Source organism: Pseudoxanthomonas spadix (genome assembly GCF_003703395.1).
Classification (GTDB): domain Bacteria; phylum Pseudomonadota; class Gammaproteobacteria; order Xanthomonadales; family Xanthomonadaceae; genus Pseudoxanthomonas_A; species Pseudoxanthomonas_A spadix.
In genome coordinates, this window is sequence record NZ_RDQN01000011.1 from 1 (window position 1) to 22172 (window position 22172).

Genomic DNA, 22172 nt, shown 5'->3' on the forward strand with positions numbered 1-22172 from the left:
GGAGAGAGCCGCCTCGATCCTGCCCACGCTTGTGAAGTTCGAGCTTGAGCTCGTTCAACTGTTCGGGCTAGGGACGAGGTCGATGTGCGGCGGCCCGGGCTCCTACACGTGCTTGGCAACACTGCGCCCCATCGGCCTGCCGCACATCGCTCTCCACCCAAACTCTAGACCTTCGCGCAGACACAAGCGCCTGCTGGGTGACTACCGCAGGCAGTTCCGGGAACATCTGGCGGTCCTGGCCGAGCCGGACACCGCGGACAGGATGCGCGAGTTCATGGACCGGCCCTGGGCATTGCAGCGACCGATCAGCGCGGGAGAGGATGATTGATCGGCCTGCGCTGGTCGTCCTGGCTGGCGTCAACGGTGCGGGCAAGAGTTCGCTGGGCGGTGCCGCCTTGAGGGAAGCCGGGCTTGCCTGGTACAACCCGGACACTTACTCCCGCGGCCTGCAGGAACGGCTGGGCTAGGCCAGGGAAGCGGCCGACGCCGAGGCCTGGAAGGAAGGCCTGGCGATGCTGGAGGAGGCCATCGCCCAAGGCCGATCCCACGCCTTCGAGACGACGCTGGGCGGGCGCACGATCACGCAACGGCTGATCGATGCGACCGCCACGCACGAGGTCATGGTCTGGTACTGCGGTCTTCGCTCGCCCGAGTTGCACATCGAGCGGGTGGCCCTGCGGGTGGCCGCCGGCGGGCATCACATCCGATCGGACAAGATTCGCCAGCGCTACCTGAGCGCACCGCTGAATCTCATCAGGCTGATGCCGCACCTGGCGGCCTTGCGGGTCTACGACAACAGCGCATCGGTGCCGCTCGGCATGCGGATCTCCCCTCCCAGGCTGGTGCTGCACACGAAGCATGGCCGGATCGTGTGGCCAGTCGGCCGGGAGGACCTCGCTTCGGTCCCTGAATGGGCACAGCCGATCGTCGGTGCTGCGCTGGCCCAGGCCACTGGCGCCGCTTAGCATCGGGGCAATGGCAGTGGCCAGAGTTGCCGGTGCTGTGCGCGGCCGGGCACGCAGGGGCCTTGATCAGGCGGTGAAGTCGAAGCTCATCTCCGGCGCCGCCTGGCCGACGAAGTGGCCTTCCACGTAGTCGATGCCCGCACCGAAGAGCAGCGACATGGTGGCCGGATCCTGGATGTGCTCGGCGATGGTGACCATGCCATCGCGCTGGGCGCGGGCGGTGATCTGGCGGATCTTGTCCTGGGCTTCGGTGGCGCGCGTCTGGTCCTGGCAGAAGCTGCGGTCCAGCTTGAGGAAGGCCGGAGTGAAGTGGGCCAGCAGCTGGAACGAATCCAGGCCGGTGCCGAACTGTTCCAGGCCGACCTTGCAGCCCAGCCCGGTGGCGGCGGTCAGCAAATCCTGGGCGCCGCGCAAGTGGGTGAACACCTTGGCCTCGGTGGTTTCCAGCCACAGCCGCTGGCCCGGCACGCCGTGGGCGGCCAGCTCGCGCGCGATCAGCTCGATCAGGCGCGGATCGCCGAACGAGGCCTGGCTGACCTTGACCAGCAGCCGCACCGGGCGGCCGGCGCGTTCGCGCTCGCCCAGCACCGCGATCGCACGGGCCACGACCCAGCGGTCGATCTCGCCCAGCAGTCCGGCTTGCTCGGCGATGGCCAGGAAGCTCACCGGCTTGATCCTTTCCCCGCCGGTGGTTTCCAGGCGCAAAAAGACCTCGTAGAAATCGCCCGGCTCGCCCAGCAGCGGGATGATCGGCTGGTAGTGCAGCACGAAGCCTTGCTCGGCCAGCGCATGGCGCACCAGGCCCAGGATCCGCTGCTCGCGTTCCTGTTCGGCGCGATCCACCGCGGCCGGGTCGAAGATCTGCACACCGTTGCCGCCCAGGTTGGCGGCCGACTGCAGGTTCTCGCTGGCGCGCGCCAGGACCTGGCCGACACTGGCGATCTTCTCGCCGATCTGCACCCCGCCGATGCTCAGGGTGACGGTCACCGCACGGTTGCCGATCTCGAACACATGCGAGGCGAAGCCCGCACGCAGCGCCTCGGCCAGCTCGGTGGTATGGGTGTGCGCGCCTTTGCACAGCACCGCAAAGCCGTGCTCGGTGAAGCGCGCGGCCACCATGTCCGGCTCCAGGGTGGCGGTGAAGTGCGCGGCCATCGCCGCGATCAGCGCGTCGGCCGAATCCAGGCCGATGTCCGGCAGCAGGCGCGCGTAGTGGTCTGGTTCGACCAGCAGCAGGCCGTACTGCACATCGCTCTGGGCAACCTCGGCCACGGCGTCTTCCAGTGCGTGCAGGAAGGCCGGGCGGTTGAGCAGGCCGGTCACCATGTCGCGCTGGCGCAGGTCCTGGACTTCGCGTGCCAGCTCGGTGTTGAGCTCGCGGCGGCGGAACACGACCTGCACGCACGGCTCGCCTTCGTAGCTGGCCGTGACAAATTCCATCACCGCCGGGAAACCCTCGCCGGCCTGGGTGCGGGCCTGGCATTCGTAGCGCGGCGGCGGGGCTTCGCCCTTGCCGATGCGCTTGAGCAGCTGCTTGAAGTCCTCCACGTCCTTGGGTGCGATCAGATCCAGCAGTGACAGGCCTTCGATGTCCTCGAAGGACTCGAAGCCGAACATCTCAAGGTAGGCATCGTTGGCGCGGATATGCATGCCTTCATGCACGTAGGCGATGGGATCGCGCGAGGAGGCGATCAGCGCATCGCAGCGGCGCTCGGTCTCGCGCAGCTGGGCCTCCAGGCGGCGCAGGCCGCGGCGCGATTCCAGATCTTCCCATTCGTTGCGCAATACGCTGAGCAGATGGTCCGGGCGGGTGCGCAGCGCCAGGGCGCGCGCGCCGTGGACCAGCTCATCGATCACCGAGGCATCGCCCGGTGCATCGATCATGATCACCACCGGGATGTCCTTGCCGCTGGCCAGGACCTGGGCCAGCACGTCGTGCACCGGAATGCCGCGCGCGCCCCTGGCCGCCAGGACCAGATCCACCGGCTGGCTGGCCAGCTGCCGGGCCAGTTCGTCCAGGTCCAGCGGGCGCAGGGCGCGCACCGCGATGCCTTCGTTGCGGAAGGTGCTGACCACCGCTTCGGCCGCATCGCCGCTGTCGTCGACGATGATCAGTCGCACGGGGGTGTCTTTACCGATCTGCATTGCCTGGGTTCTGCCGGGGGACGCCGTTTAATACAGCAGCCGAGCCGGAGCGTCCATCCTGGGCTGGATGCATGGCCGACAGCAATCCCCTGCCGATCCTGCGAGAGAACGGCCCTAGGAGTCTGTCGGGCTTTGGCGGTCGAGGCGAAAATTCGGCTGCGCGAGGACAGATTTTTGGCGATTCGCCGCCCCATAGTGGTGCTATGGGGCAAGAAGCGACGGAAATATGGACCGCACAGCCGGTTTTGCAGCCCGGCCGGCCAAAGTCCGACAGGCTCCTAGAGCGCGCGCTTGCCGGTATCGCCTGGAATCTCGCGCACCAGGCGCGGTACCAGATAGCCGGACAGCCGCGCGGCCAGCTGCGCGTGCAGGGCCAGCGCGGTGGCGTCGTCCACCTCGAAGTGGGCCACGCCCTGGACCCGGTCCAGCTGGTGCAGGTAGTAGGGCAGCACCCCGGCGGCCAGGCCGCGTGTGGACAGGTCGGCCAGTGCCTGGACGCTGTCATTGACCCCGCGCAGCAGCACGGCCTGGTTGAGCAGCAAGGCGCCGGCGCCGCGCAGCGCAGCCAGCGCAGCATCGACCCGGGCATCGAACTCGTTGGCATGGTTGGCATGCACGACCACGGTCACCGGCCAGGGCAGGGCCGACAGCCACTGCAGCAGCGCCGCATCGACGCGTTCGGGCAGGACCAGTGGCAGGCGGCTGTGGATGCGCAGGCGTTTGAGGTGCGGCACGGTGACCAGCGCGTCGGTCAGTTCGGCCAGCTTGGGCGTGGACAGCGACAAGGGATCGCCGCCGGAGAGGATCACTTCGTCGATGGTGTCGTCCGCGCCGATCCGGGCGATGGCCTGGGCCCAGTGATCGCGCGCGGCGGTTTCCTCGCCATAGGGGAAATGCCGGCGGAAGCAGTAGCGGCAATGGATCGCGCAGCTGCCGGTGGCCACCAGCAGTGCCCGGCCGTCGTATTTCTGGATCACGCCGGTGGCCGAACGCGCCGCGGCATCGCCGACCGCGTCCCGGCCGAAACCGGGCAGCACGCGCAGCTCCGCATCCAGCGGCAGCACCTGGCGCAGCAGCGGATCGTGCGCATCGCCGTGGCGCATGCGCGCGATGAACCCGCGCGGGACCCGCAACGGGAACTGCGCGGCGGCCTGGCTGGAGACCTGCAGCGCCACCGATTCCAGGCCCAGTAGCTGCAGCAGTTCGGCCGGTTCGCGCACGGCCTGGCGCAGCGCCTGCTGCCAGCCGCTGGGCTGCAGCGCAGCGGGGGGGCTGGGCGGATCGGCCGGGGCCGGCTGTCTGGAGGCGTGTGCTGCAGGTATCATGGCGGCTTCAGAAAACAAGCGCCCGCCGGTCGCGGCGGGCTTTCCCATTGTATCCGGCCGGTCGCCACAGGCGGCGGGTTTGCCTTACCCGAGGAGTTTTGCCCATGGCCAGTTACGGCATGAACGACGTCAAGAACGGGATGAAGATCCTGGTCAACAACGAGCCTGCGATCATCACCGACACCGAGTACGTCAAGCCAGGCAAAGGGCAGGCCTTCACCCGGGTGAAGTACCGCTTCATCAAGTCCGGCCGGGTGGTCGAGCTGACCATGAAGGCCACCGACTCGCTGGAAGCGGCCGACGTGGTCGATACCGACATGCAGTTCCTGTACACCGATGGCGAGTACTGGCACTTCATGCAGCAGGAGACCTTCGAGCAGGTCCAGGCCGACAGGACCGGCGTCGGCGACGCCGCCAAGTGGCTCAAGGGCGAGGAAGCCTGCGTGGTGACCCTGTGGAACGGCACCCCGATCGCGGTGCAGGCGCCGAACTTCGTCGAGCTCAAGATCACCGAGACCGACCCGGGCGTGCGCGGCGATACCTCCGGCGGCGGCGGCAAGCCGGCCACCCTGGAAACAGGCGCGGTGGTGCGCGTGCCGCTGTTCGTCGGCCAGGACGAAGTGATCAAGGTCGACACCCGCACCGGCGAATACGTCAGCCGCGTGAAGTGACGTAACGGCGCGTGCGCACAGCGCACGCCTTTGCCGTTACGTCATCCCCGCGCAGGCGGGGATCCAGGGACGTTGCACTTGCAGTCGCCCTTGCCGTTACGTCATCCCCGCACGCGAAGTCAAACGCAGAGTCCCTGGATCCCCGCCTGCGCGGGGATGACGTCCCGGGAATGACGACGATCTGGAAATCCTTCGCGTCCCGGTTGAACGGCTTTGCCGGGCGCGCCACACAACCAAGCGAGACAGCATGAGCCCAGCCACCATCACCCCCGAATCCTGTGACCTGTTGATCGAGGCCGGTTTCGTGGTTCCGGTGGAGCCGCATGCGGTGGTGTGGGAAGACCACGCGGTGGCGATCAGCGGCAGTGAGATCCTCGCGATCCTGCCCACGGCCCAGGCCCGCACGCGCTTTGTGCCCAAGCAGCTCGTGCAGCGGCCCGGATCGGCGTTGATCCCCGGGCTGGTCAACGCCCACACCCACAACCCGATGACCCTGCTGCGCGGCATTGCCGACGACCTGCCGCTCAAGGTCTGGCTGCAGCAGCACATCTGGCCGGTGGAAGGGGCGGTGATGGGGCCGCAGTTCGTCGCCGACGGCGTCACCCTGGCGATCGCCGAGATGCTGCGCGGCGGCACCACCTGCGTCAACGAGAACTACTTCTTCCCCGATGTGCAGGCGGCCACCTACAAGCACCACGGGTTCCGCGCGCGGATCGGCCTGCCGGTGATCGACTTTCCCACCGCCTGGGCCAGCAGCGATGACGAATACTTCGACCGCGCCGGCGAGGTCCACGACCAGTGGCGCGGCGATCCGCTGATCGCCACCGCGTTCGCGCCGCACGCGCCGTACACGGTCAGCGACGCCAGTTTCGAACGGGTGCGGATGTTGTCCGACCAGCTGGACGTGCCGGTCCACCTGCACCTGCACGAGACCGCGCAGGAAGTGCAGCAGTCGCTGGACCAGTATGGCCAGCGCCCGATCGCGCGCCTGCAGCGCCTGGGCCTGATCAATGACCGGTTGATCGCCGTGCACATGACCCAGCTGACCGAGGCGGAGATCCACCTGTGCGCCGAACGCGGCGTCTCGGTGGTCCATTGCCCGGAATCCAACCTCAAGCTCGCCTCCGGCTTCTGCCCGGCGTGCGCATTGGCCAGGGCTGGGGTGAACCTGGCCATCGGCACCGATGGCTGCGCCTCCAACAACGACCTGGACATGTTCAGCGAGACCCGCACCGCGGCGATCCTGTCCAAGGCCGTGGCCAACGATGCGGTCGCGCTGGATGCGTTCGCGGCGCTGCGTGCGGCCACCCTGGGCGGGGCCAGGGCGATCGGTTTCGATGCCCAGGTCGGCACCCTGGAGGTGGGCAAGCAGGCCGACATCGCCTGCGTGGACCTGTCGGCACTGGAAACCCAGCCGCTGCATCACGTGGTCTCGCAGCTGGTCTATGCCACCGGCCGCCACCAGGTCACCGATGTGTGGATCGCCGGGCGCCAGCGCCTGGTCGAGCGCCAGCCGGCCGGCATCGACATGGCCGCGGTGGTCGCCAACGCGCGCCAGTGGCGCCAGCGCATCGTCGGCCTGCATCCGGCCTGACCGGCTCACCCCACGAAAGCGGCACGACGGGCCATCATATCGACGGTTTCCCGCACCTGATGCCCTGTTACGGAGTTCCCCATGTCCACTGCACCCGACCGCGCCGCGTCGCCCAACTTCGATCAGGCCGAGCTGGACAAGTTCGGCGCGCTGGCCCATCGCTGGTGGGATCCCAACGGTCCGCAGAAGGCGCTGCATGCGCTCAACCCGGTACGCCTGCAGTACGTGGCCGCGCGCCTGCCGCTGGCCGGCAAGCGCGTGCTGGACGTGGGCTGCGGCGGCGGCCTGCTGAGCGAGGCACTGGCCGCGGCCGGCGCCCAGGTCACCGCCATCGATCTGGCGCCCGAACTGCTGAACGTGGCCCGCCTGCACATGCTCGAATCCGGCGTGGAGGTGGATTATCGCCAGATCGCGGTGGAGGCGCTGGCCGAGCAGGCGCCGGAAAGCTTCGATGCGATCACCTGCATGGAGATGCTCGAGCATGTGCCCGACCCGGGCGCGATCATCCAGGCCTGCGCGCGCCTGCTCAAGCCCGGCGGCCAGCTGTTCCTGTCCACGCTCAACCGCACCCCGGCCGCATTCGCCCTGGCGGTGGTGGGCGCCGAATACCTTGCCAGGCTGCTGCCCAAGGGCACCCACAGGTACGCCGACTTCATCAAGCCCTCCGAACTGGCGGCCTGGACGCGCCAGTGCGGCCTGCAACTGACCGATGTCAGCGGCCTGGTCTACGAGCCATGGCGCGGCGCGGCGCGGCTGAGCCGGCGCACCGAGGTCAATTACCTGGCCTGCGCGGTGAAGCCTTGAAGAGCCGGGACTCGGGACCCGGGACCCGGGACCCGGGAAAGGCGGTCGCGTCTGTTGCGGATGAAGCGATCGCGGGTCCTCTCGGCATGCAGGGGACGGTGCGTGATGATCCGACTTTCGAGCCCCGAGTCCCGAGTCCCGAGTCCCGGCCTGATCCGGGTCCCGGCTTTCCGACCGTCGCCCTGTTCGACCTGGACGGCACCTTGCTGGACAGCGCGCCGGACATGGTCGCCACCGTCAATCGCATGCTGGCCGCACGCGGGCGCGCGCCGCTGACGCTGGAGGCGGTGCGCCCGCACGTGTCCAAGGGTGCGCGTGCGATGTCCGGGGCGGCGTTTCCCGAGCTGTCCATCGCCGAGCGCGAGGCGCTGGTGCCCGAGTTCCTGCGCGTCTACGCCGGCGAGCTGGGCAGGCACGGCGCACCGTTCGATGGCATCGAGCAGATGCTGCGTGCGCTGGAAGCCGCCGGCGGCCGCTGGGGCATCGTCACCAACAAACCCGAGTCCCTGGCCCGCGACCTGATGCCGCTGCTGGGCTGGCAGGCGCGCTGCGCGGTGCTGATCGGCGGCGACACCCTGGCCCAGCGCAAGCCGCATCCGCTGCCGCTGCAGGAAGCCGCGCGCCGGCTCGGCGTGGCCATCGACGATTGCGTGTACGTGGGCGACGACGAACGCGACATCCAGTCCGCGCGTGCGGCCGGGATGGCTTCGATCGCCGCGCTGTGGGGCTACCGCCTGGACCACGACGATCCGCTCACCTGGCAGGCCGATGTGATGCTCGAGCGGGCGCTCGATCTGCTCGACCCAGGCAACTGGCCGCGGCGAGGTCAGGCGCGGTGAGCGAGTCCACCGCGCTGGACAACTTCCTGGAGAAGTGGCGCAGCCGCTGGCCGGAATGGCAGCTGGTGCAGGGCTTCGTCCCCGAGCCGCAGCGCCGCATCGCCGTGGCCTGGTTCGCGCTGCTGCAGGAACTGGCCGATGCAATGAACATCGCCGGCGATCCCCTGCCGGCCGATGCCAAGCTGGCCTGGTGGGGCGAGGAACTGCGCGACTGGGCGCGGCACCGTTCGCGCCATCCGCTGGGCCGGGTGCTCGAGCCGGGCCAGGCGCCATGGACGGCGCTGGCCGATGCCTTGCCGGCGCTGTCGCTGATGCGTGGCCTGCCGCAGGATACCGACGCCGCGCTGCCGCTGGTGGCACCCTTGGCCAACGCCATCGCCCAGGTCGAAGCCGGGCTGTTTCCCGGCGCGCGCCGCCGCAGCGCCCTGCCGGAACTGTCCGCGCAGCTGCTGTTCACCCGCTGGATGGAGGTCCCGCCGCACGCCGACGCGCCGCGCTGGCGCGAGGCCTTGCTGGCCCATTGGCCGGCCAGGGTGGGTGGCCCGCGCCCCCGCCGGGTGCTGGCCACCCTGATGCGCCTGCGCCTGCAGCACCTGCACGCCGACGGCCAGGGCAGCACGCCGAGCAAACCGTTGAAACTGGTATGGACCACCTGGCGCGCGGCCGCCGGCGGCAGCTGATCGGCAACGGCGTTGGCAGGTGTCCATTCGCGTGCAGGGGCGGACTGCCGGCGGCGCGCCCGCCCTCGGCCAGAGAAAGCATGCCGATTGTCGAGTAGCGCTACAGCGCCGGCGTAGCGCATGGCGGGCGCCACGGCGGCACGTGCGGACCCTCGGCGCGGCGCCAGGCGGGGTGGTCCGCGCAATCGCCGCAATCGGGTGCAATCGGATGCAACCGGCGGCGGGCGTGGCGCATCGAAACGTTCGCCGGTCCTTGATCTGGATCAATGGCAGCCGGCGGCTTGGCCTCTACCCTGCGTATCGTCTCAAGCCGCGGGGAGCAGCGCGCATGCAAGGTGCCGGAGAAACCTACAACGACAAGGTGGTGCGCCAGTTCGCGCTGATGACCGTGGTCTGGGGCATCGTCGGCATGCTGGTCGGGGTGCTGATCGCCGCCCAGCTGTACTGGCCGGCACTGAACTTCGACCTGCCATGGCTCAGCTACGGCCGGCTGCGCCCGCTGCACACCAACGCGGTGATCTTCGCCTTCGGCGGCAGCGCGCTGTTCGCCACCAGCCTGCACGTGGTCCAGCGCACCAGCCATGTGCGGCTGATCTCCGACCGGCTGGCGGCATTCGTGTTCTGGGGCTGGCAGGCGGTCATCGTCGCCGCCGCGGTGACCCTGCCGCTGGGCCTGACCCAGGGCAAGGAATACGCCGAACTGGAGTGGCCGATCGACATCCTGCTCGCGGTGGTCTGGGTCGCCTACGCGGTGCTGTTCTTCGGCACGATCGCCAGGCGCAAGGTCAAGCACATCTACGTGGCCAACTGGTTCTACGGCGCCTACATCATCACCGTGACCCTGCTGCACATCGTCAACAACATCGCGATCCCGGTGGGGCCGTTCAAGTCCTACCCGGTCTACAGCGGCGCGGTCGATGCGATGGTGCAGTGGTGGTACGGGCACAACGCGGTCGGCTTCTTCCTGACCGCCGGCTTCCTCGGGATGATGTACTACTTCGTGCCCAAGCAGGCACAGCGGCCGATCTACTCCTACCGCCTGTCGATCGTGCACTTCTGGGCGCTGATCGCGGTGTACATGTGGGCCGGCCCGCACCACCTGCACTACACCGCGCTGCCGGACTGGGCGCAGTCGCTGGGGATGGTGTTCTCGCTGATCCTGCTGGCACCGTCCTGGGGCGGGGCGATCAACGGCATCATGACCCTGTCGGGGGTCTGGCACAAACTGCGCACCGACCCGATCCTGAAGTTCCTGATCGTCTCGCTCTCGTTCTACATGATGAGCACCTTCGAGGGGCCGATGATGTCGATCAAGACGGTCAACTCGCTCAGCCACTACACCGACTGGACCGTGGGCCACGTGCACGCCGGGGCGCTGGGCTGGGTGGCGATGATCTCGATCGGCTCGATCTACGCGTTGCTGCCGCGCCTGCTGGGCCGCGAACAGATGTTTTCGATCAAGGCCATCGACACCCATTTCTGGCTGCACACCGCCGGGGTGGTGTTCTACATCGCCTCGATGTGGATCGCCGGGATGATGCAGGGCCTGATGTGGCGCGCGACCAACGCCGACGGCACGCTGACCTACAGCTTCGTCGAGGCACTCAACGCGACCTACCCGTACTACCTGATCCGCCTGGGCGGTGGCCTGCTGGTGCTCAGCGGCATGGGCCTGATGGCCTGGAACGTGTGGCGCACCTACCTTGCCGGCAGCCTGGCGGCGCAGCCGGTGCTGGTTCCCGCCGCTTCCGAAGCACGCGCCTGAGGAGCGGACATGAGCCAATCCAACAACTCCCACGAGAAGATCGAGCGCAACGTCGGGCTGATGGCGGTGCTGATCGCCGTGGCGGTCTCCTTCGGCGGACTGGCCGAAATCGTGCCGCTGATGTTCCAGGCCGAGGCGATAGAGCCGCTGCCCGGGGTCGAACCCTACCCGGCGCTGCAGCTGGCCGGGCGCGATGTGTACGTGCGCGAGGGCTGCTACAACTGCCATTCGCAGATGGTGCGTACGCTGCGCTTCGAGAGCGAGCGCTACGGCCATTACTCGCTGGCCGGCGAATCGGTATACGACCGCCCGTTCCAGTGGGGCAGCAAGCGCACCGGGCCGGACCTGGCCCGGGTCGGCGGGCGCTATTCCGACGACTGGCATCGGGTCCACCTCGACAATCCGCGCGACGTGGTGCCCGAGTCGAACATGCCCGGCTTCCCCTGGCTGGCCGGCACCCCGCTCGACGGCGCCACGGTGGCCAGGAGGATGCGCGGGCTGCAGGCACTGGGCGATCCGTACAGCGACGCGCAGATCCAGCAGGCGCCGGCCGACGTGCAGGGCAAGACCGAGCTGGATGCGGTGGTGGCCTACCTGCAGGGCCTGGGCAAGCACGCGCCGAAGGGGGGTTGAGCATGGTTTCCGGCATCGTCACTGCGATCCTGCTGGCGCTGTTCGTCGGCGGCTGGATCTGGGCGTGGAATCCGCGCCACAAGGCCGACTTCGACGCGACCGCGCGCCTGCCGCTGGATGATGAAAACGACACGGGGGAGCATCGGCCATGAGCACCGGCTGGACATGGTTCATCGTCGCACTGGTGGTGAGCAACCTGATCGGGTGCGCGGCCCTGCTGTGGTGGACATCGCGGCGGCGCCCGGGGGATCCGGCGCCGGAGGAGACCAGCCACGTCTGGGACGGCGACCTGACCGAATACAACAAGCCGCTGCCGCGCTGGTGGATCAACCTGTTCTACCTGACCCTTGTCTTTGGCGTGGGCTACCTGTTCTGGTTCGGAGGTCTGGGCGGCATCGCCGGCTACGGCAAGTGGTCCTCGGCGTCCGAGCACGCGGCGGACAAGGCGTTGGCCGCGCGGAAACTGGAGGCGACCTTCCGTCCCTATGCCGGCCAGCCGATCGACCGGCTGGCCCAGGACCCGAAGGCGCTGACCCTGGGCCGGCAGATCTTCGCCAACACCTGCGCCACCTGCCACGGCTCGACCGGGCAGGGCGCGATCGGCTACCCGAACCTGACCGATAACATCTGGCACTGGGGCGGCGATCCGGACACGATCCTGACCACGGTGCTCGACGGCCGCCAGGGCGTGATGCCCGAGTGGGGCCCGGCGCTGACCAGCATGGGCGGCCCGGACGCGGTCGAGTACGTCGTTGCCTACGTGCGCACCCTGCGCGACCCGTCGCTGCTGTACAACAACTACCCGGCCGCCCGCGGCAAGGATCTCTACGACGGCCTGTGCGTGGCCTGCCACGGCGCCGCCGGCAAGGGCAACCAGGCGCTCGGCGCGCCCGACCTGACCGACGATTACTGGCTGTACGGCAACAGCAAGGAAAGCCTGGTGCAGACCATCAGCAAGGGCCGCCAGGGCACGATGCCGGCGCACCGCGAACTGCTCGGTGAAACCCGCGCGCGGCTGGCCGCCGGCTACGTGTGGTCGCTGTCGCATCCGCCGGCCGCCAGGGCCGCGCAGGCTCCATGAACGTCACCGGCCAACCGCTGGACGACGCCGGTCCGCGTGTCCGCCGGATCGGCGCGATCCTGTGGCCGAGCTTCTTCAGCGCCGGCGTGTGCACCATGGTGTTCTTCGCCTTCATCGACCCGCTGGCACTGCGCGAGATCACTTTTCCGCAGTGGCCGATCACCCGCCAGCTCGGCTACACGCTGGGTTTTTTCATGTTCTGGCTGGCGACTGCCGCCTCGAGCCTGTTCACCTGGATCCTGCTGCGCGCGGGCGGCCGTGATCAGCGCCCGCCGCCGCAATGAACACACGTCCCCAAGACGACGCCGGCGCCGGCGGCTCGTTCTACGTCAGCGAACGCAAGGTCTACCCGCGCGAGGTGTCCGGCCCGCTGACAAGGCTGCGCACCGCGGCAGTGTTCTGGCTGCTGGGGATGTTCTACCTGTTCCCGTGGCTGCGCTGGGACGGGCATCAGGCGGTGCTGTTCGACCTGCCGGCGCGCAAGTTCCACGTGTTCGGCCTGACCTTCTGGCCGCAGGACTTCCTGTTCCTGGCGCTGCTGCTGATCATCGCCGCGCTGGCGCTGTTCTTCTTCACCGCGCTGGCCGGGCGCCTGTGGTGCGGCTACGCCTGCCCGCAGACGGTGTGGACCGAGGTGTTCCTGTGGATCGAGCGCTGGACCGAGGGCGACCGCAACCGGCGGATGAAGCTCGACGCCGGCCCGTGGACCGGCGAGAAGCTGCTGCGCAAGGGCGCCAAGCACGCGCTGTGGGCGCTGTTCGCGCTGTGGACCGGCTTCACCTTCGTCGGCTTCTTCACCCCGATCACCGAACTGGCGGCGCGCGCGCCGTTGTTGGGCAGCGCGCCGGGCTGGGGCGGCTGGGAAACCTTCTGGGTGCTGTTCTACGCGCTGGCCACCTGGGGCAACGCCGGTTTCCTGCGCGAGCAGGTGTGCAAGTACATGTGCCCGTACGCGCGCTTCCAGAGCGCGATGTTCGACCGCAACACGCTGCTGATCGCCTACGACCCGATGCGCGGCGAACCGCGCGGACCGCGCAAGCACATCCCCAGCGTGCTGCAGCGCGAGCGCGGCCTGCTGGACCCGGACACCGCCAACGACTACGTGCTGCGGGCGCACTACAACCCCAGCGCCGCCGACGCGCGCCTGCAGGCGCGCGGCACCATCACCTTCGCTGGCGCCGGCGCCACCTTTGCGCCACTGCCGAAGTTTGCGCCGGAGCAGCTGGGCGACTGCATCGACTGCACCATCTGCGTGCAGGTCTGCCCGACCGGCATCGACATCCGCAACGGCCTGCAGTACGAGTGCATCGCCTGCGGCGCCTGCATCGACGCCTGCAACGGGGTGATGCGCAAGCTGGGCTACCCGGACGGCCTGATCCGCTATTCGACCCAGAACGCGATCGACGGCAAGCGCACCCGCATCCTGCGCCCGCGCGTGCTGATCTACGGCGCGCTGCTGGTCGCGCTGCTGGCCGGCTGGGGCTGGGGCGTGACCCACCGCAGCACGCTGATCGTCGAAGTGCTGCGCGACCGCAATGCCCTGTTCCGCGAAAGCGCTGATGGCTCAATCGAGAACGACTACACGCTCAAGCTGGTGAACAAGACCGAACACGCCCGGCAGTACATCGTGGCCCTGCGAGAGGACCAGGCGGACGGTCATGACGACGACCATGGCGACGACGAGGGCCTACGCCTGCGCACGCCGTCCGCGATCACGGTGGCCGGCGGCGCCGTTGCATCCATACCGCTCACCGTGGTCGGCCCGCACGACGCGCACGGCCGGCGCGAAGTGCACTTCGACATCGCCGCTGCCGACGGCAGCGCGAAAATGAGCGTCGAAAGCAGCTTCTTCGGACCGGCCCGATGAGCCGCTCCGATTCGACGAACCGCGCCAGGCCCTTCTGGCGCGAACCGATGGTCTGGCTGGTGCTGGGCATCCCGCTGGTTTCGATCGTGGTCGGCGTCGGCCTGGTGGTGGTCGCCACCCGCAGCGGCGGCAACGACGCGGTGGGAGACCAGGTGCAACGCGTCTCGCAGATCCAGACCACCGACCTCGGGCCCGACCAGGCTGCACGCCAGCGCGGGCTGCTCGCGGTGCTGCGGGTCGTGGACGGCGCGGTCGAAGTGTTGCCGGCCAGCGCCGGCTTCGACCGTGCCGCGCCGCTGCGCGCGACCTTCGAACACCCGCTGCACGCCCGGGCCGACCTGCAACTGCAACTGCAACCCAGCGCGCTGGGCTGGCGCGCCCCGGCGCGGATCGACAACGGCCACCACTGGCGCGTGCAACTGGCGCCGGCCGACGGCAGCTGGCGGCTGCGCGGCCGCCTGCCGCGCCAGCAGCAGGCGGTGCGCTTGGCGCCGGCGCTGTCCAGCGGCGACTAGGCATCACGATGGGCAAGCTGGAACAGCCCGGTGCCGCGATCGCCTGCCACCATTGCGGCGAGCCGGTGCCGCAACCGCCGGTGTGGCGGCAGGTCGATGGCCAGGCGCAGCCCTTCTGCTGCCACGGCTGCGCCGCCGCCGCCGACTGGATCGGCGACAACGACCTGGGCGGCTACTACCGCCTGCGCAGCGCCGCCGCCGGCCGGGTCGGCGACGATGCCCCGGATCTGGCTGACTGGGATCGCACCGAGTTGCTCGACGAACACAGCCGCGCGGTGGACGGTGGCCGCCAGATCGTGGTGCTCACCGACGCGATGCGCTGCGCCGCCTGCGCCTGGCTGATCGACCGCGCGCTGCGCCGCGAGCCGGGCGTGATCGACTGCACTGCCAACGCGGTGACCGGGCGCATCCGCATCGCCTGGGACCCGGCCCGCACCGCGCTGTCGCCGTTGCTGCAGCGGCTGGCGATGCTCGGCTACCGGCCCTACCTGGCTGCAAGCGAGCAAGCCGAACGCGCGCGCCGCGGCGAGCGCCGGCGCTGGCTGCTGCGCCTGGGCGTAGCCGGACTCGGCGCGCTGCAGGCGATGATGTTCGCCGAGGCGCTGTACCTGGACACCGCCAACGCGATGCCGGTGCCGACCCGCGACTTCTTCCGCTGGCTGACCTTCCTGGTCTCCACGCCGGTGGTGTTCTACGCGGGCTGGCCGTTCCTGGCCGGCGCCTGGCACGAACTGCGCCGTCGCCGCGTCGGCATGGACGTGCTGATCGCCGGCTCGACCCTGCTCGCCTATTTCGCCAGCCTGGTCGAGACGCTCCGCGGCGGCGCGCACGTCTGGTACGACGCTGCGGTGATGTTCGTGTTCCTGCTGCTGGTCGCGCGCATGCTCGAGCAACGCGCGCGCAACATCGCCAGCGCCCAGGTCGATGCGCTGGCGCGGGCGCGGCCGGTGTTCGCCACCCGCGAGCGCGGCGACGGCAGCCGCGAATCGGTGCCGGTCTCGGCGCTGCGCGAAGGCGACCTGGTGCGCGTGGCCGCCGGCGACAACGCACCGGCCGACGGCGTGCTGCTCGACGACCAAGCCAGCTTCGAGGAAGCGCTGCTCACCGGCGAATCGCAGCCAATGGCCAAGGCGCCGGGCGATCCGGTCTACGCCGGTACCCAGTGCCGCGAACGCCCGGCGCGGCTGCGCGTGACCGGGGTCGGGCAGGCCACCCGGTTGTCGCAACTGGTCGCGCTGGTCGAGCGCGCGCAGTCGCACCGCCCGCCGGTGGCGCGCCTGGCCGACCGCATTGGCGCGCACTTCGTCGCCGGCCTGCTGCTGGTGGCGTTGGCGACCTGGCTGTTCTGGCGGCAATACATGCCCGAGCGCGCGTTCGAGGTGACCCTGGCGGTGCTGGTGATCAGCTGCCCGTGCGCGCTGTCGCTGTCGGTGCCGGCGGCGCTGGCCTGCGTGCACGGCGCGCTGGCCAGGATCGGCGTGCTCGCCACCCGTCCCGAGGCGCTGGATGCGCTGGCCCGCGCCAGCGATGTGGTCTTCGACAAGACCGGCACGCTCAGCGACGGCAAGCCGGCGCTGGAGGAGGTGGAGACCTTCGATGGTTTCGACGCGTCCCACGCGCTGGCGATCGCCGCGGCGCTGGAGCGCGACAGCGGCCATCCGCTGCGCATCGCGTTCGCGCCGTTCGACCAGGGTCTGCCCGCCACGGCGGTGGCCACGCACGCCGGACGCGGGGTGCAGGGCGTGGTGGAAGGGCGCAGCTGGCGGCTGGGCCGCGCCGACTTCGCCGCCGGCGGTGACGGCGATGACGAGCGGCTGTGGCTCGGCGACGGCCAGCGCGCGGTGGCCTGCTTGCAGCTGCGCGAGAACCCGCGCGCCGACGCGGCGCCGGCGCTGGCCGCATTGCGCCGGCAGGGCCTGCGCCTGCACCTGTCCAGCGGCGACGCGCAGGGCCCAGTGCGCCGCCTGGCCGCGGCGCTGGCGATCCCCGCGCCGCACGCGCGGCAGACGCCGGAAGACAAGCTGGCGATGGTGCGCCGGATGCAGGGCCAAGGCCGGATCGTGGCGATGGTCGGCGACGGCCTCAACGACGCGCCGGTGCTGGCCGGGGCCGACGTCTCGATCGCGCTGGGCGAAGGCGCGCCGTTGGCGCAGGCCGCCGCCGACCTGGTGACCACCGGCGCCGGGCTGTGGCGGATTCCCGCGGCGATCGAGCTGGCCCGGCGCACGCGCCTGGTCATTCGCCAGAACCTGGGCTGGGCGCTGGCCTACAATCTGCTGGCGTTGCCGCTGGCCGTCAGCGGACGGGCCACGCCGTGGCTGGCCGCGCTGGGCATGGCGGCCTCCTCGCTGCTGGTCACCGCCAACGCGCTGCGGCTGACCCGCGCCCGCACCCGCCCCGGAGACGCCGCACAATGAACATCCTGCTGTTGCTGGTGCCGATCAGCCTGGTGCTGCTGGGGGTGGCCATTGCCGCGTTCGTGTGGGCGGTCAGGCGCGGCCAGTTCGACGACCTGGACACCCCGGCGCTGGACATCCTCGAAGACGACGAGATGCCTTCCGATCAGCCCCGCGAACCGAGTGCGCGCGATGCCGGTTGACGGGCTGGTGCTGCTGGCGGCGCTGGCCGCCGGCACCCTGGGCAGCGCGCACTGCGCGGCGATGTGCGGCGGCATCGCCACCGGCTTCTCCGCGGTCGGGGCCGCGCGCGGCTGGCTGCCGGCGTTGCAGGTGAACCTGGGCCGGGTCGGCGGCTACGTCGCCGCCGGTGCACTGGTCGGCGGCCTCGGCGGCGGATTGCTGCAGGTGCTGCGCATCGAATGGCTGACCCTGGGCCTGCGCATGGCCGCCGGCCTGGTGCTGGTGCTGGTCGCGTTGCGCCTGTTCGATCGCAGCGGGCGCTTCGATGTCCTCGCCAGGCCCGGCGCGAAGCTGTGGTCGAAGCTGCAACCGCTGCAGCGCGCGCTGCTGCCGGCCGACCGCGGCTGGCGGCGCCTGGCGCTGGGCATGCTGTGGGGCTGGCTGCCGTGCGGGCTGAGCCTGAGCCTGCTGACCGCCGCCTGGCTGCAGGGCAACGCGCGCGACGCGGCGCTGACCATGGCCGCCTTTGGCCTGGGCACCCTGCCGATGATGCTGCCGCTGACCTGGTCCGGCGCGCGCCTGTCCGGCTGGCTGCAACGCCCCGGCTGGCGGCGCGCCGGCGCCGGCATGGTGCTGCTGGCCGGCCTGTTGACCCTGTCCGCGCCGTGGCTGATGCGGGTGCCGGTCCTGCACGGCGCGCTGTCGGCCCTGGGCTGCGGCAGCCTGCCGGGGTGATCGGGGCAGGGTCGTGGCCGGGCGGGCGCCGGGCGCGGTTCGAGCTGAAAATGGCGCGTGATCGGCCGTCGGCGGTCACTGCTGTCAGGCAGTCCTTCGAGGCCAGGGCCGTTACTTCTGGTCGACCACCAGAAAATTTCCAGGGCCCCGCGCCGAAGCATCCGGCAGCGCCTGCTGGGCTTCATCCTTGAGCTGCACGCCGGAGAGCTGGCGCCGCCGCGCCTGGTCCATCAGCCAGGCCAGCTTGTACATGGCCGCGTCATAGGACAGGCCGGCGGCGCGGATGTTGGAAATGCAGTTGCGGGCCGCATCGGTCAGGCCCACGCGCGGTGCCCAGGTCAGGTACGCGCCGAGGCTGTCGGGCGAGCTCAGGCCCGGGCGCTCGCCGATCAGGACCACGCACATCCGCGCGCCCAGCAGTTCGGCGATCTCATCGCCCACCGCCACGCGGCCCTGTTGGACCAGGCAGACCGGTGCCAGCGACCAGCCTTGCCCCTGTGCGTAAGCCTGCAGGCGCTGCAGCATCGGGCCGGCGTGCTGGTGCACGGCCAGTGCGGACAGGCCATCGGCCACCACGATGCACAGGTCGTGCTGGTGGCCGCGGGTGGCGGCATGGCCACGCAGCTCGATCGAGGACGCCTCATCCAGGCGACGCCCCAGATCGGGGCGCTGCAGGTAGACATGGCGGTCCTGCGCCGCGCTGTGCAGTACCCGTGCTTCCAGCCCCAGCGCCTCAAGCTTCTTTTTCAGCGGCTCCACGTCCAATGCCAGGTGCACCGCATCGCGGGCCTGTGCATGGGCGAACTGGAAATCCAGGTGCGCGGCCGTGGGCAGGCTGGTGCCGGCGCGACCCAACGCGATCCTTGCAGGTGTCAGGCCGCGCAGCTGCGTCCACGGATCCAGGCGGGCAGGGCGGTGGTCGTCGTGTTCGCTCATGACAACTGCGCCAGCGCCTTCCTGAAAGGTGCCGGCACGTCCTGGCCCAGCAGGAAGCGTCCATCGCGCTGCTTGAGGATGTCCATGCGCTCCAGCCACGCCTCGAATTCCGGCGCCGGGCGCAGGCCCAGCACCTGGCGCGCGTACAGCGCGTCGTGGAAGGAGGTGGTCTGGTAGTTGAGCATCACGTCATCACTGCCGGGGATGCCCATGATGAAGTTGACCCCGGCCACGCCCAGCAGGGTCAGCAGCACGTCCATGTCGTCCTGGTCGGCTTGGGCATGGTTGGTGTAGCAGATGTCGCAGCCCATCGGCACCCCGAGCAACTTGCCGCAGAAGTGGTCCTCCAGCCCGGCGCGGATGATCTGCTTGCCGTCGTACAGGTATTCCGGGCCGATGAAGCCGACCACCGTGTTCACCAGCAGCGGCTTGAACGCACGCGCCACCGCGTAGGCGCGCGCCTCGCAGGTCTGCTGGTCCACGCCATGGTGCGCATCGGCCGACAGCGCGCTGCCTTGCCCGGTCTCGAAGTACATGACGTTGTCGCCGACACTGCCGCGTCCCAGGGCCAGGCCGGCCTGGCGGCCTTCGCGCAGCAGCGCCAGGTTGACGCCGAAGCTGGCGTTGGCGCCTTCCGTGCCGGCGATGGACTGGAACACCAGGTCCACCGGCGCGCCGCGGTTGATCGCCTCGATGGTGGTGGTGAGGTGGGCCAGCACGCAGGACTGGGTCGGGATGTCGTAGCCGCCGATGACGCCGTCGAGCATCTTCAGCAGTTCGATGATGGCGCCGGTGCTGTCGCTGGCCGGGTTGATGCCGATCACCGCATCGCCATTGCCGTACAGCAGGCCGTCGAGCACGCTGGCGGCGATGCCGGCCGGATCGTCGGTGGGATGGTTGGGCTGCAGGCGCGTGGACAGCCGCCCGCGCAGGCCCAGCGTGTTGCGAAAGCGCGTGACCACCCGCGCCTTCTGCGCCACCAGCACCAGGTCCTGCACGCGCATCAGCTTGGACACCGCCGCCACCATCTCCGGGGTCAGTCCCGGTGCCAGGGCGGCCAGGCTGGCTTCGGTCGCCGCCTCGCCCAGCAGCCAGTTGCGGAAGTCGCCCACGCTCAGGTGCGCCACCGGTGCGAAGGCCTGCGCATCGTGGCTGTCCACGATCAGCCGGGTGACTTCGTCGTCTTCGTAGGCGATGACCGACTCGCTCAGGAAATGCCGCAGCGGCAGCTCGGCCAGCGCCATCTGCGCGGCCACCCGTTGCCGGTCGCTGTCGGCGGCCACGCCCGCCAGGCGATCCCCGGAACGGGCCGGGGTCGCCTTGGCCAGCAGGTCCCTGAGGTCGGTGAAGTGCCAGCGCTGGCCGCCGGCGGTGTGCTGGAAGCCACTCATCGTCGCGTCCGTCCCGCTGCCAGGCTCATGGGTGATCGATTGCCGCATCCGGTTGCGGGCCGCCGCCACGCAGGCTCAGCCAGCACATCCCCATGCCCAACACCATCAGCGCCACGAACGCCAGCGCCACCTGCGGGTTGAACCACAGCATCGCCAGCAGGCACACCAGCGCCAGGACCAGCGCGATCGCCGGCACCAGCGGATAACCGGGCGCGCGGAAGGTGCGTGCCAGGTCCGGCTCGCTGCGGCGCAACTTGAACAGGCTCAGCATGCTCATGATGTACATCACCACCGCGCCGAACACCGACATGGTGATCATCGCCGCGGTCAGGCTCATGCCCTGCACGCTGATCAGGCCATCGCTGTAGATCGCCGCCACGCCGATCACGCCACCGGCCAGGATTGCCCGGTGCGGGGTCTGGAAGCGCGAGAGCCTGGCCAGCCCGTGCGGCAGGAAGCCTGCCCGGGCCAGGGCGAAGAACTGCCGCGAGTAGCCCAGGATGATGCCGTGGAAGCTGGCCACCAGGCCGAACAGGCCGATCCATACCAGCATGTGCAGCCAGGTCGAACTGCTCCCGACCACCGCCTTCATCGCCTGCGGCAGCGGGTCGTTGATGTTGCTCAGCGCCTTCCAGTCGCCCACGCCGCCGGCAAAGATCATCGTGCCAAAGGCCAGCGCCACCAGGGTCAGGATGCCGGCGATATAGGCTTTGGGGATGGTGCGCCTGGGGTCCTTGGCTTCCTCGGCCGCCATCGCCGCCCCTTCGATGGCCAGGAAGAACCAGATCGCGAACGGGATCGCCGCGAAGATCCCGCCGATCGCCGCGGGGCTGAAGACATCGGCGCCGGCCCAGCCGCCGGCGGCAAACCTGGCCAAGCTGAAACCCGGCGCGACCACGCCCATGAACACCAGCAGCTCGGCCACCGCCAGCAGGGTGACCACCAGTTCAAAGGTGGCCGCGATGGTCACCCCGAGGATGTTCAAGGTCATGAACACGATGTACGCACCGACCGCGGCGGCCTTCGGGTCCAGGCCCGGGAACTGCACGTTGAGGTAGGCGCCGATGGCCATCGCGATCGAGGGCGGGGCGAACACGAACTCGATCAGGGTGGCGATGCCGGCGATCATCCCGCCGGTGGCGCCGAACGCGCGCCAGCTGTAGGCGAACGGCCCGCCCGCGTGCGGGATCGCCGTGGTCAGTTCGGTAAAGCTGAAGATGAAGCAGGTGTACATCGCCGCGATCACCAGTGTGGTGACCAGGAAGCCGAGCGTGCCGGCCACGCCCCAGCCGTAACTCCAGCCAAAGTACTCACCGGAAATCACCAGGCCCACGGCGATGCCCCACAGGTGCAGGGTGCCCAGGGTGGGTTTGAGTTTTTCGTTGGACATCACGCGCATCTCCGATCGCTGAAGGGGGGAGGAGATGGAGCGCGGCCTGCACGGCCGGCTCCGCAACGCTGCTGATTGCGACTGCAGGCCGATGGCACTGCGCGGTGGCAGCTGGGCATCGACGCAAATTGCCAGGGGCGGCGTCCTGCCGCAGTACGGGCGATGACGATGCGGTCAGCTGCATCGCCGTCGCCTTGAGGTTATACACAACAAAACGCCCCTGGCACAGGCGTCGGGCGCCGGATGTGGGCGGCGCG

General features: G+C 69.7%; 21 protein-coding genes and 1 pseudogene. 17 read left to right on the plus strand and 5 right to left on the minus strand.

Going from position 1 to position 22172, the window contains the following annotated elements; translation table 11 throughout:
• A partial coding sequence (locus D9R12_RS15935; protein WP_211327658.1) for a hypothetical protein occupies positions 1 to 328 on the plus strand: 328 nt, incomplete at its 5' end.
• Positions 321 to 965 (plus strand): annotated as a pseudogene (locus D9R12_RS13895) (ATPase). The gene D9R12_RS15935 and the pseudogene D9R12_RS13895, both read left to right, overlap by 8 nt.
• Before the next feature lie 66 nt (positions 966 to 1031).
• On the opposite strand, the gene D9R12_RS13900 reads toward D9R12_RS13895, so the two are convergent.
• Complete coding sequence (locus D9R12_RS13900) at positions 1032 to 3110, minus strand: EAL domain-containing response regulator (protein WP_122231308.1); 2079 nt, start codon at positions 3108 to 3110, stop codon at positions 1032 to 1034.
• Between the two features lie 278 nt (positions 3111 to 3388).
• Positions 3389 to 4435: an EF-P beta-lysylation protein EpmB gene (epmB, locus tag D9R12_RS13905; protein ID WP_122231310.1), complete on the minus strand. Its 1047-nt coding sequence runs from the start codon at positions 4433 to 4435 to the stop codon at positions 3389 to 3391.
• A 104-nt stretch (positions 4436 to 4539) separates the two neighbouring features.
• On the opposite strand from epmB, the gene efp reads away from it, so the two are divergent.
• The 15 genes from efp to D9R12_RS13980 all read left to right on the plus strand — a co-directional run bounded on the left by efp (position 4540) and on the right by D9R12_RS13980 (position 18198).
• Positions 4540 to 5106: an elongation factor P gene (gene efp / locus D9R12_RS13910; RefSeq protein ID WP_122231312.1), complete on the plus strand. Its 567-nt coding sequence runs from the start codon at positions 4540 to 4542 to the stop codon at positions 5104 to 5106.
• A 247-nt stretch (positions 5107 to 5353) separates the two neighbouring features.
• Positions 5354 to 6700: a TRZ/ATZ family hydrolase gene (locus D9R12_RS13915; protein WP_122231314.1), complete on the plus strand. Its 1347-nt coding sequence runs from the start codon at positions 5354 to 5356 to the stop codon at positions 6698 to 6700.
• 81 nt (positions 6701 to 6781) lie between these two features.
• Positions 6782 to 7504 (plus strand): bifunctional 2-polyprenyl-6-hydroxyphenol methylase/3-demethylubiquinol 3-O-methyltransferase UbiG, encoded by a 723-nt coding sequence (gene ubiG / locus D9R12_RS13920; RefSeq protein WP_122231316.1) that lies wholly within the window; start codon positions 6782 to 6784, stop codon positions 7502 to 7504.
• A 182-nt stretch (positions 7505 to 7686) separates the two neighbouring features.
• Complete coding sequence (locus tag D9R12_RS13925; protein WP_122231368.1) at positions 7687 to 8343, plus strand: phosphoglycolate phosphatase; 657 nt, start codon at positions 7687 to 7689, stop codon at positions 8341 to 8343.
• The gene (locus D9R12_RS13930) at positions 8340 to 9023 is read left to right on the plus strand and encodes an isoprenoid biosynthesis enzyme family protein (RefSeq protein WP_122231318.1); all 684 of its coding nucleotides are present in this window, start codon (positions 8340 to 8342) and stop codon (positions 9021 to 9023) included. The genes D9R12_RS13925 and D9R12_RS13930 overlap by 4 nt, the downstream gene beginning before the upstream one ends.
• Positions 9024 to 9351: 328 nt before the next feature.
• Positions 9352 to 10788: a cytochrome-c oxidase, cbb3-type subunit I gene (ccoN, locus tag D9R12_RS13935; RefSeq protein WP_014160473.1), complete on the plus strand. Its 1437-nt coding sequence runs from the start codon at positions 9352 to 9354 to the stop codon at positions 10786 to 10788.
• A gap of 9 nt (positions 10789 to 10797) precedes the next feature.
• Complete coding sequence (gene ccoO, locus D9R12_RS13940) at positions 10798 to 11421, plus strand: cytochrome-c oxidase, cbb3-type subunit II (protein WP_014160474.1); 624 nt, start codon at positions 10798 to 10800, stop codon at positions 11419 to 11421.
• Positions 11422 to 11423: 2 nt separating this feature from the next.
• A complete protein-coding gene (locus D9R12_RS13945) occupies positions 11424 to 11573 on the plus strand; it encodes a cbb3-type cytochrome oxidase subunit 3 (RefSeq protein WP_014160475.1) in 150 nt (49 codons plus the stop codon).
• On the plus strand, positions 11570 to 12502 hold the full coding sequence (ccoP, locus tag D9R12_RS13950; protein WP_122231320.1) for a cytochrome-c oxidase, cbb3-type subunit III: 933 nt from the start codon (positions 11570 to 11572) through the stop codon (positions 12500 to 12502). Before D9R12_RS13945 ends, ccoP begins: the two co-directional genes overlap by 4 nt.
• Positions 12499 to 12786: a hypothetical protein gene (locus tag D9R12_RS13955; RefSeq protein WP_122231322.1), complete on the plus strand. Its 288-nt coding sequence runs from the start codon at positions 12499 to 12501 to the stop codon at positions 12784 to 12786. The genes ccoP and D9R12_RS13955 overlap by 4 nt, the downstream gene beginning before the upstream one ends.
• Entirely contained in the window at positions 12783 to 14369 is a 1587-nt protein-coding gene (locus tag D9R12_RS13960; protein WP_014160478.1) for a 4Fe-4S dicluster domain-containing protein, read from the plus strand. The genes D9R12_RS13955 and D9R12_RS13960 overlap by 4 nt, the downstream gene beginning before the upstream one ends.
• Complete coding sequence (locus D9R12_RS13965) at positions 14366 to 14884, plus strand: FixH family protein (RefSeq protein ID WP_122231324.1); 519 nt, start codon at positions 14366 to 14368, stop codon at positions 14882 to 14884. The genes D9R12_RS13960 and D9R12_RS13965 overlap by 4 nt, the downstream gene beginning before the upstream one ends.
• Positions 14885 to 14892: 8 nt before the next feature.
• A complete protein-coding gene (locus tag D9R12_RS13970; RefSeq protein WP_122231326.1) occupies positions 14893 to 17301 on the plus strand; it encodes a heavy metal translocating P-type ATPase in 2409 nt (802 codons plus the stop codon).
• Positions 17298 to 17483, plus strand: coding sequence for a cbb3-type cytochrome oxidase assembly protein CcoS (ccoS, locus tag D9R12_RS13975; RefSeq protein WP_014160481.1), 186 nt, complete (start codon positions 17298 to 17300; stop codon positions 17481 to 17483). Before D9R12_RS13970 ends, ccoS begins: the two co-directional genes overlap by 4 nt.
• On the plus strand, positions 17473 to 18198 hold the full coding sequence (locus tag D9R12_RS13980) for a sulfite exporter TauE/SafE family protein (protein WP_122231328.1): 726 nt from the start codon (positions 17473 to 17475) through the stop codon (positions 18196 to 18198). The genes ccoS and D9R12_RS13980 overlap by 11 nt, the downstream gene beginning before the upstream one ends.
• A 111-nt stretch (positions 18199 to 18309) precedes the next feature.
• Here D9R12_RS13980 and eutC read toward each other — a convergent pair whose 3' ends face one another.
• The 3 genes from eutC to eat are packed head-to-tail and all read right to left on the minus strand — an operon-like array spanning position 18310 to position 21924.
• On the minus strand, positions 18310 to 19134 hold the full coding sequence (gene eutC / locus D9R12_RS13985; protein WP_122231330.1) for an ethanolamine ammonia-lyase subunit EutC: 825 nt from the start codon (positions 19132 to 19134) through the stop codon (positions 18310 to 18312).
• Positions 19131 to 20525: an ethanolamine ammonia-lyase subunit EutB gene (locus tag D9R12_RS13990; RefSeq protein ID WP_122231332.1), complete on the minus strand. Its 1395-nt coding sequence runs from the start codon at positions 20523 to 20525 to the stop codon at positions 19131 to 19133. The genes eutC and D9R12_RS13990 overlap by 4 nt, the downstream gene beginning before the upstream one ends.
• Positions 20526 to 20550: 25 nt before the next feature.
• The gene (gene eat / locus D9R12_RS13995) at positions 20551 to 21924 is read right to left on the minus strand and encodes an ethanolamine permease (RefSeq protein WP_122231334.1); all 1374 of its coding nucleotides are present in this window, start codon (positions 21922 to 21924) and stop codon (positions 20551 to 20553) included.
• Positions 21925 to 22172 lie beyond the last annotated feature (248 nt).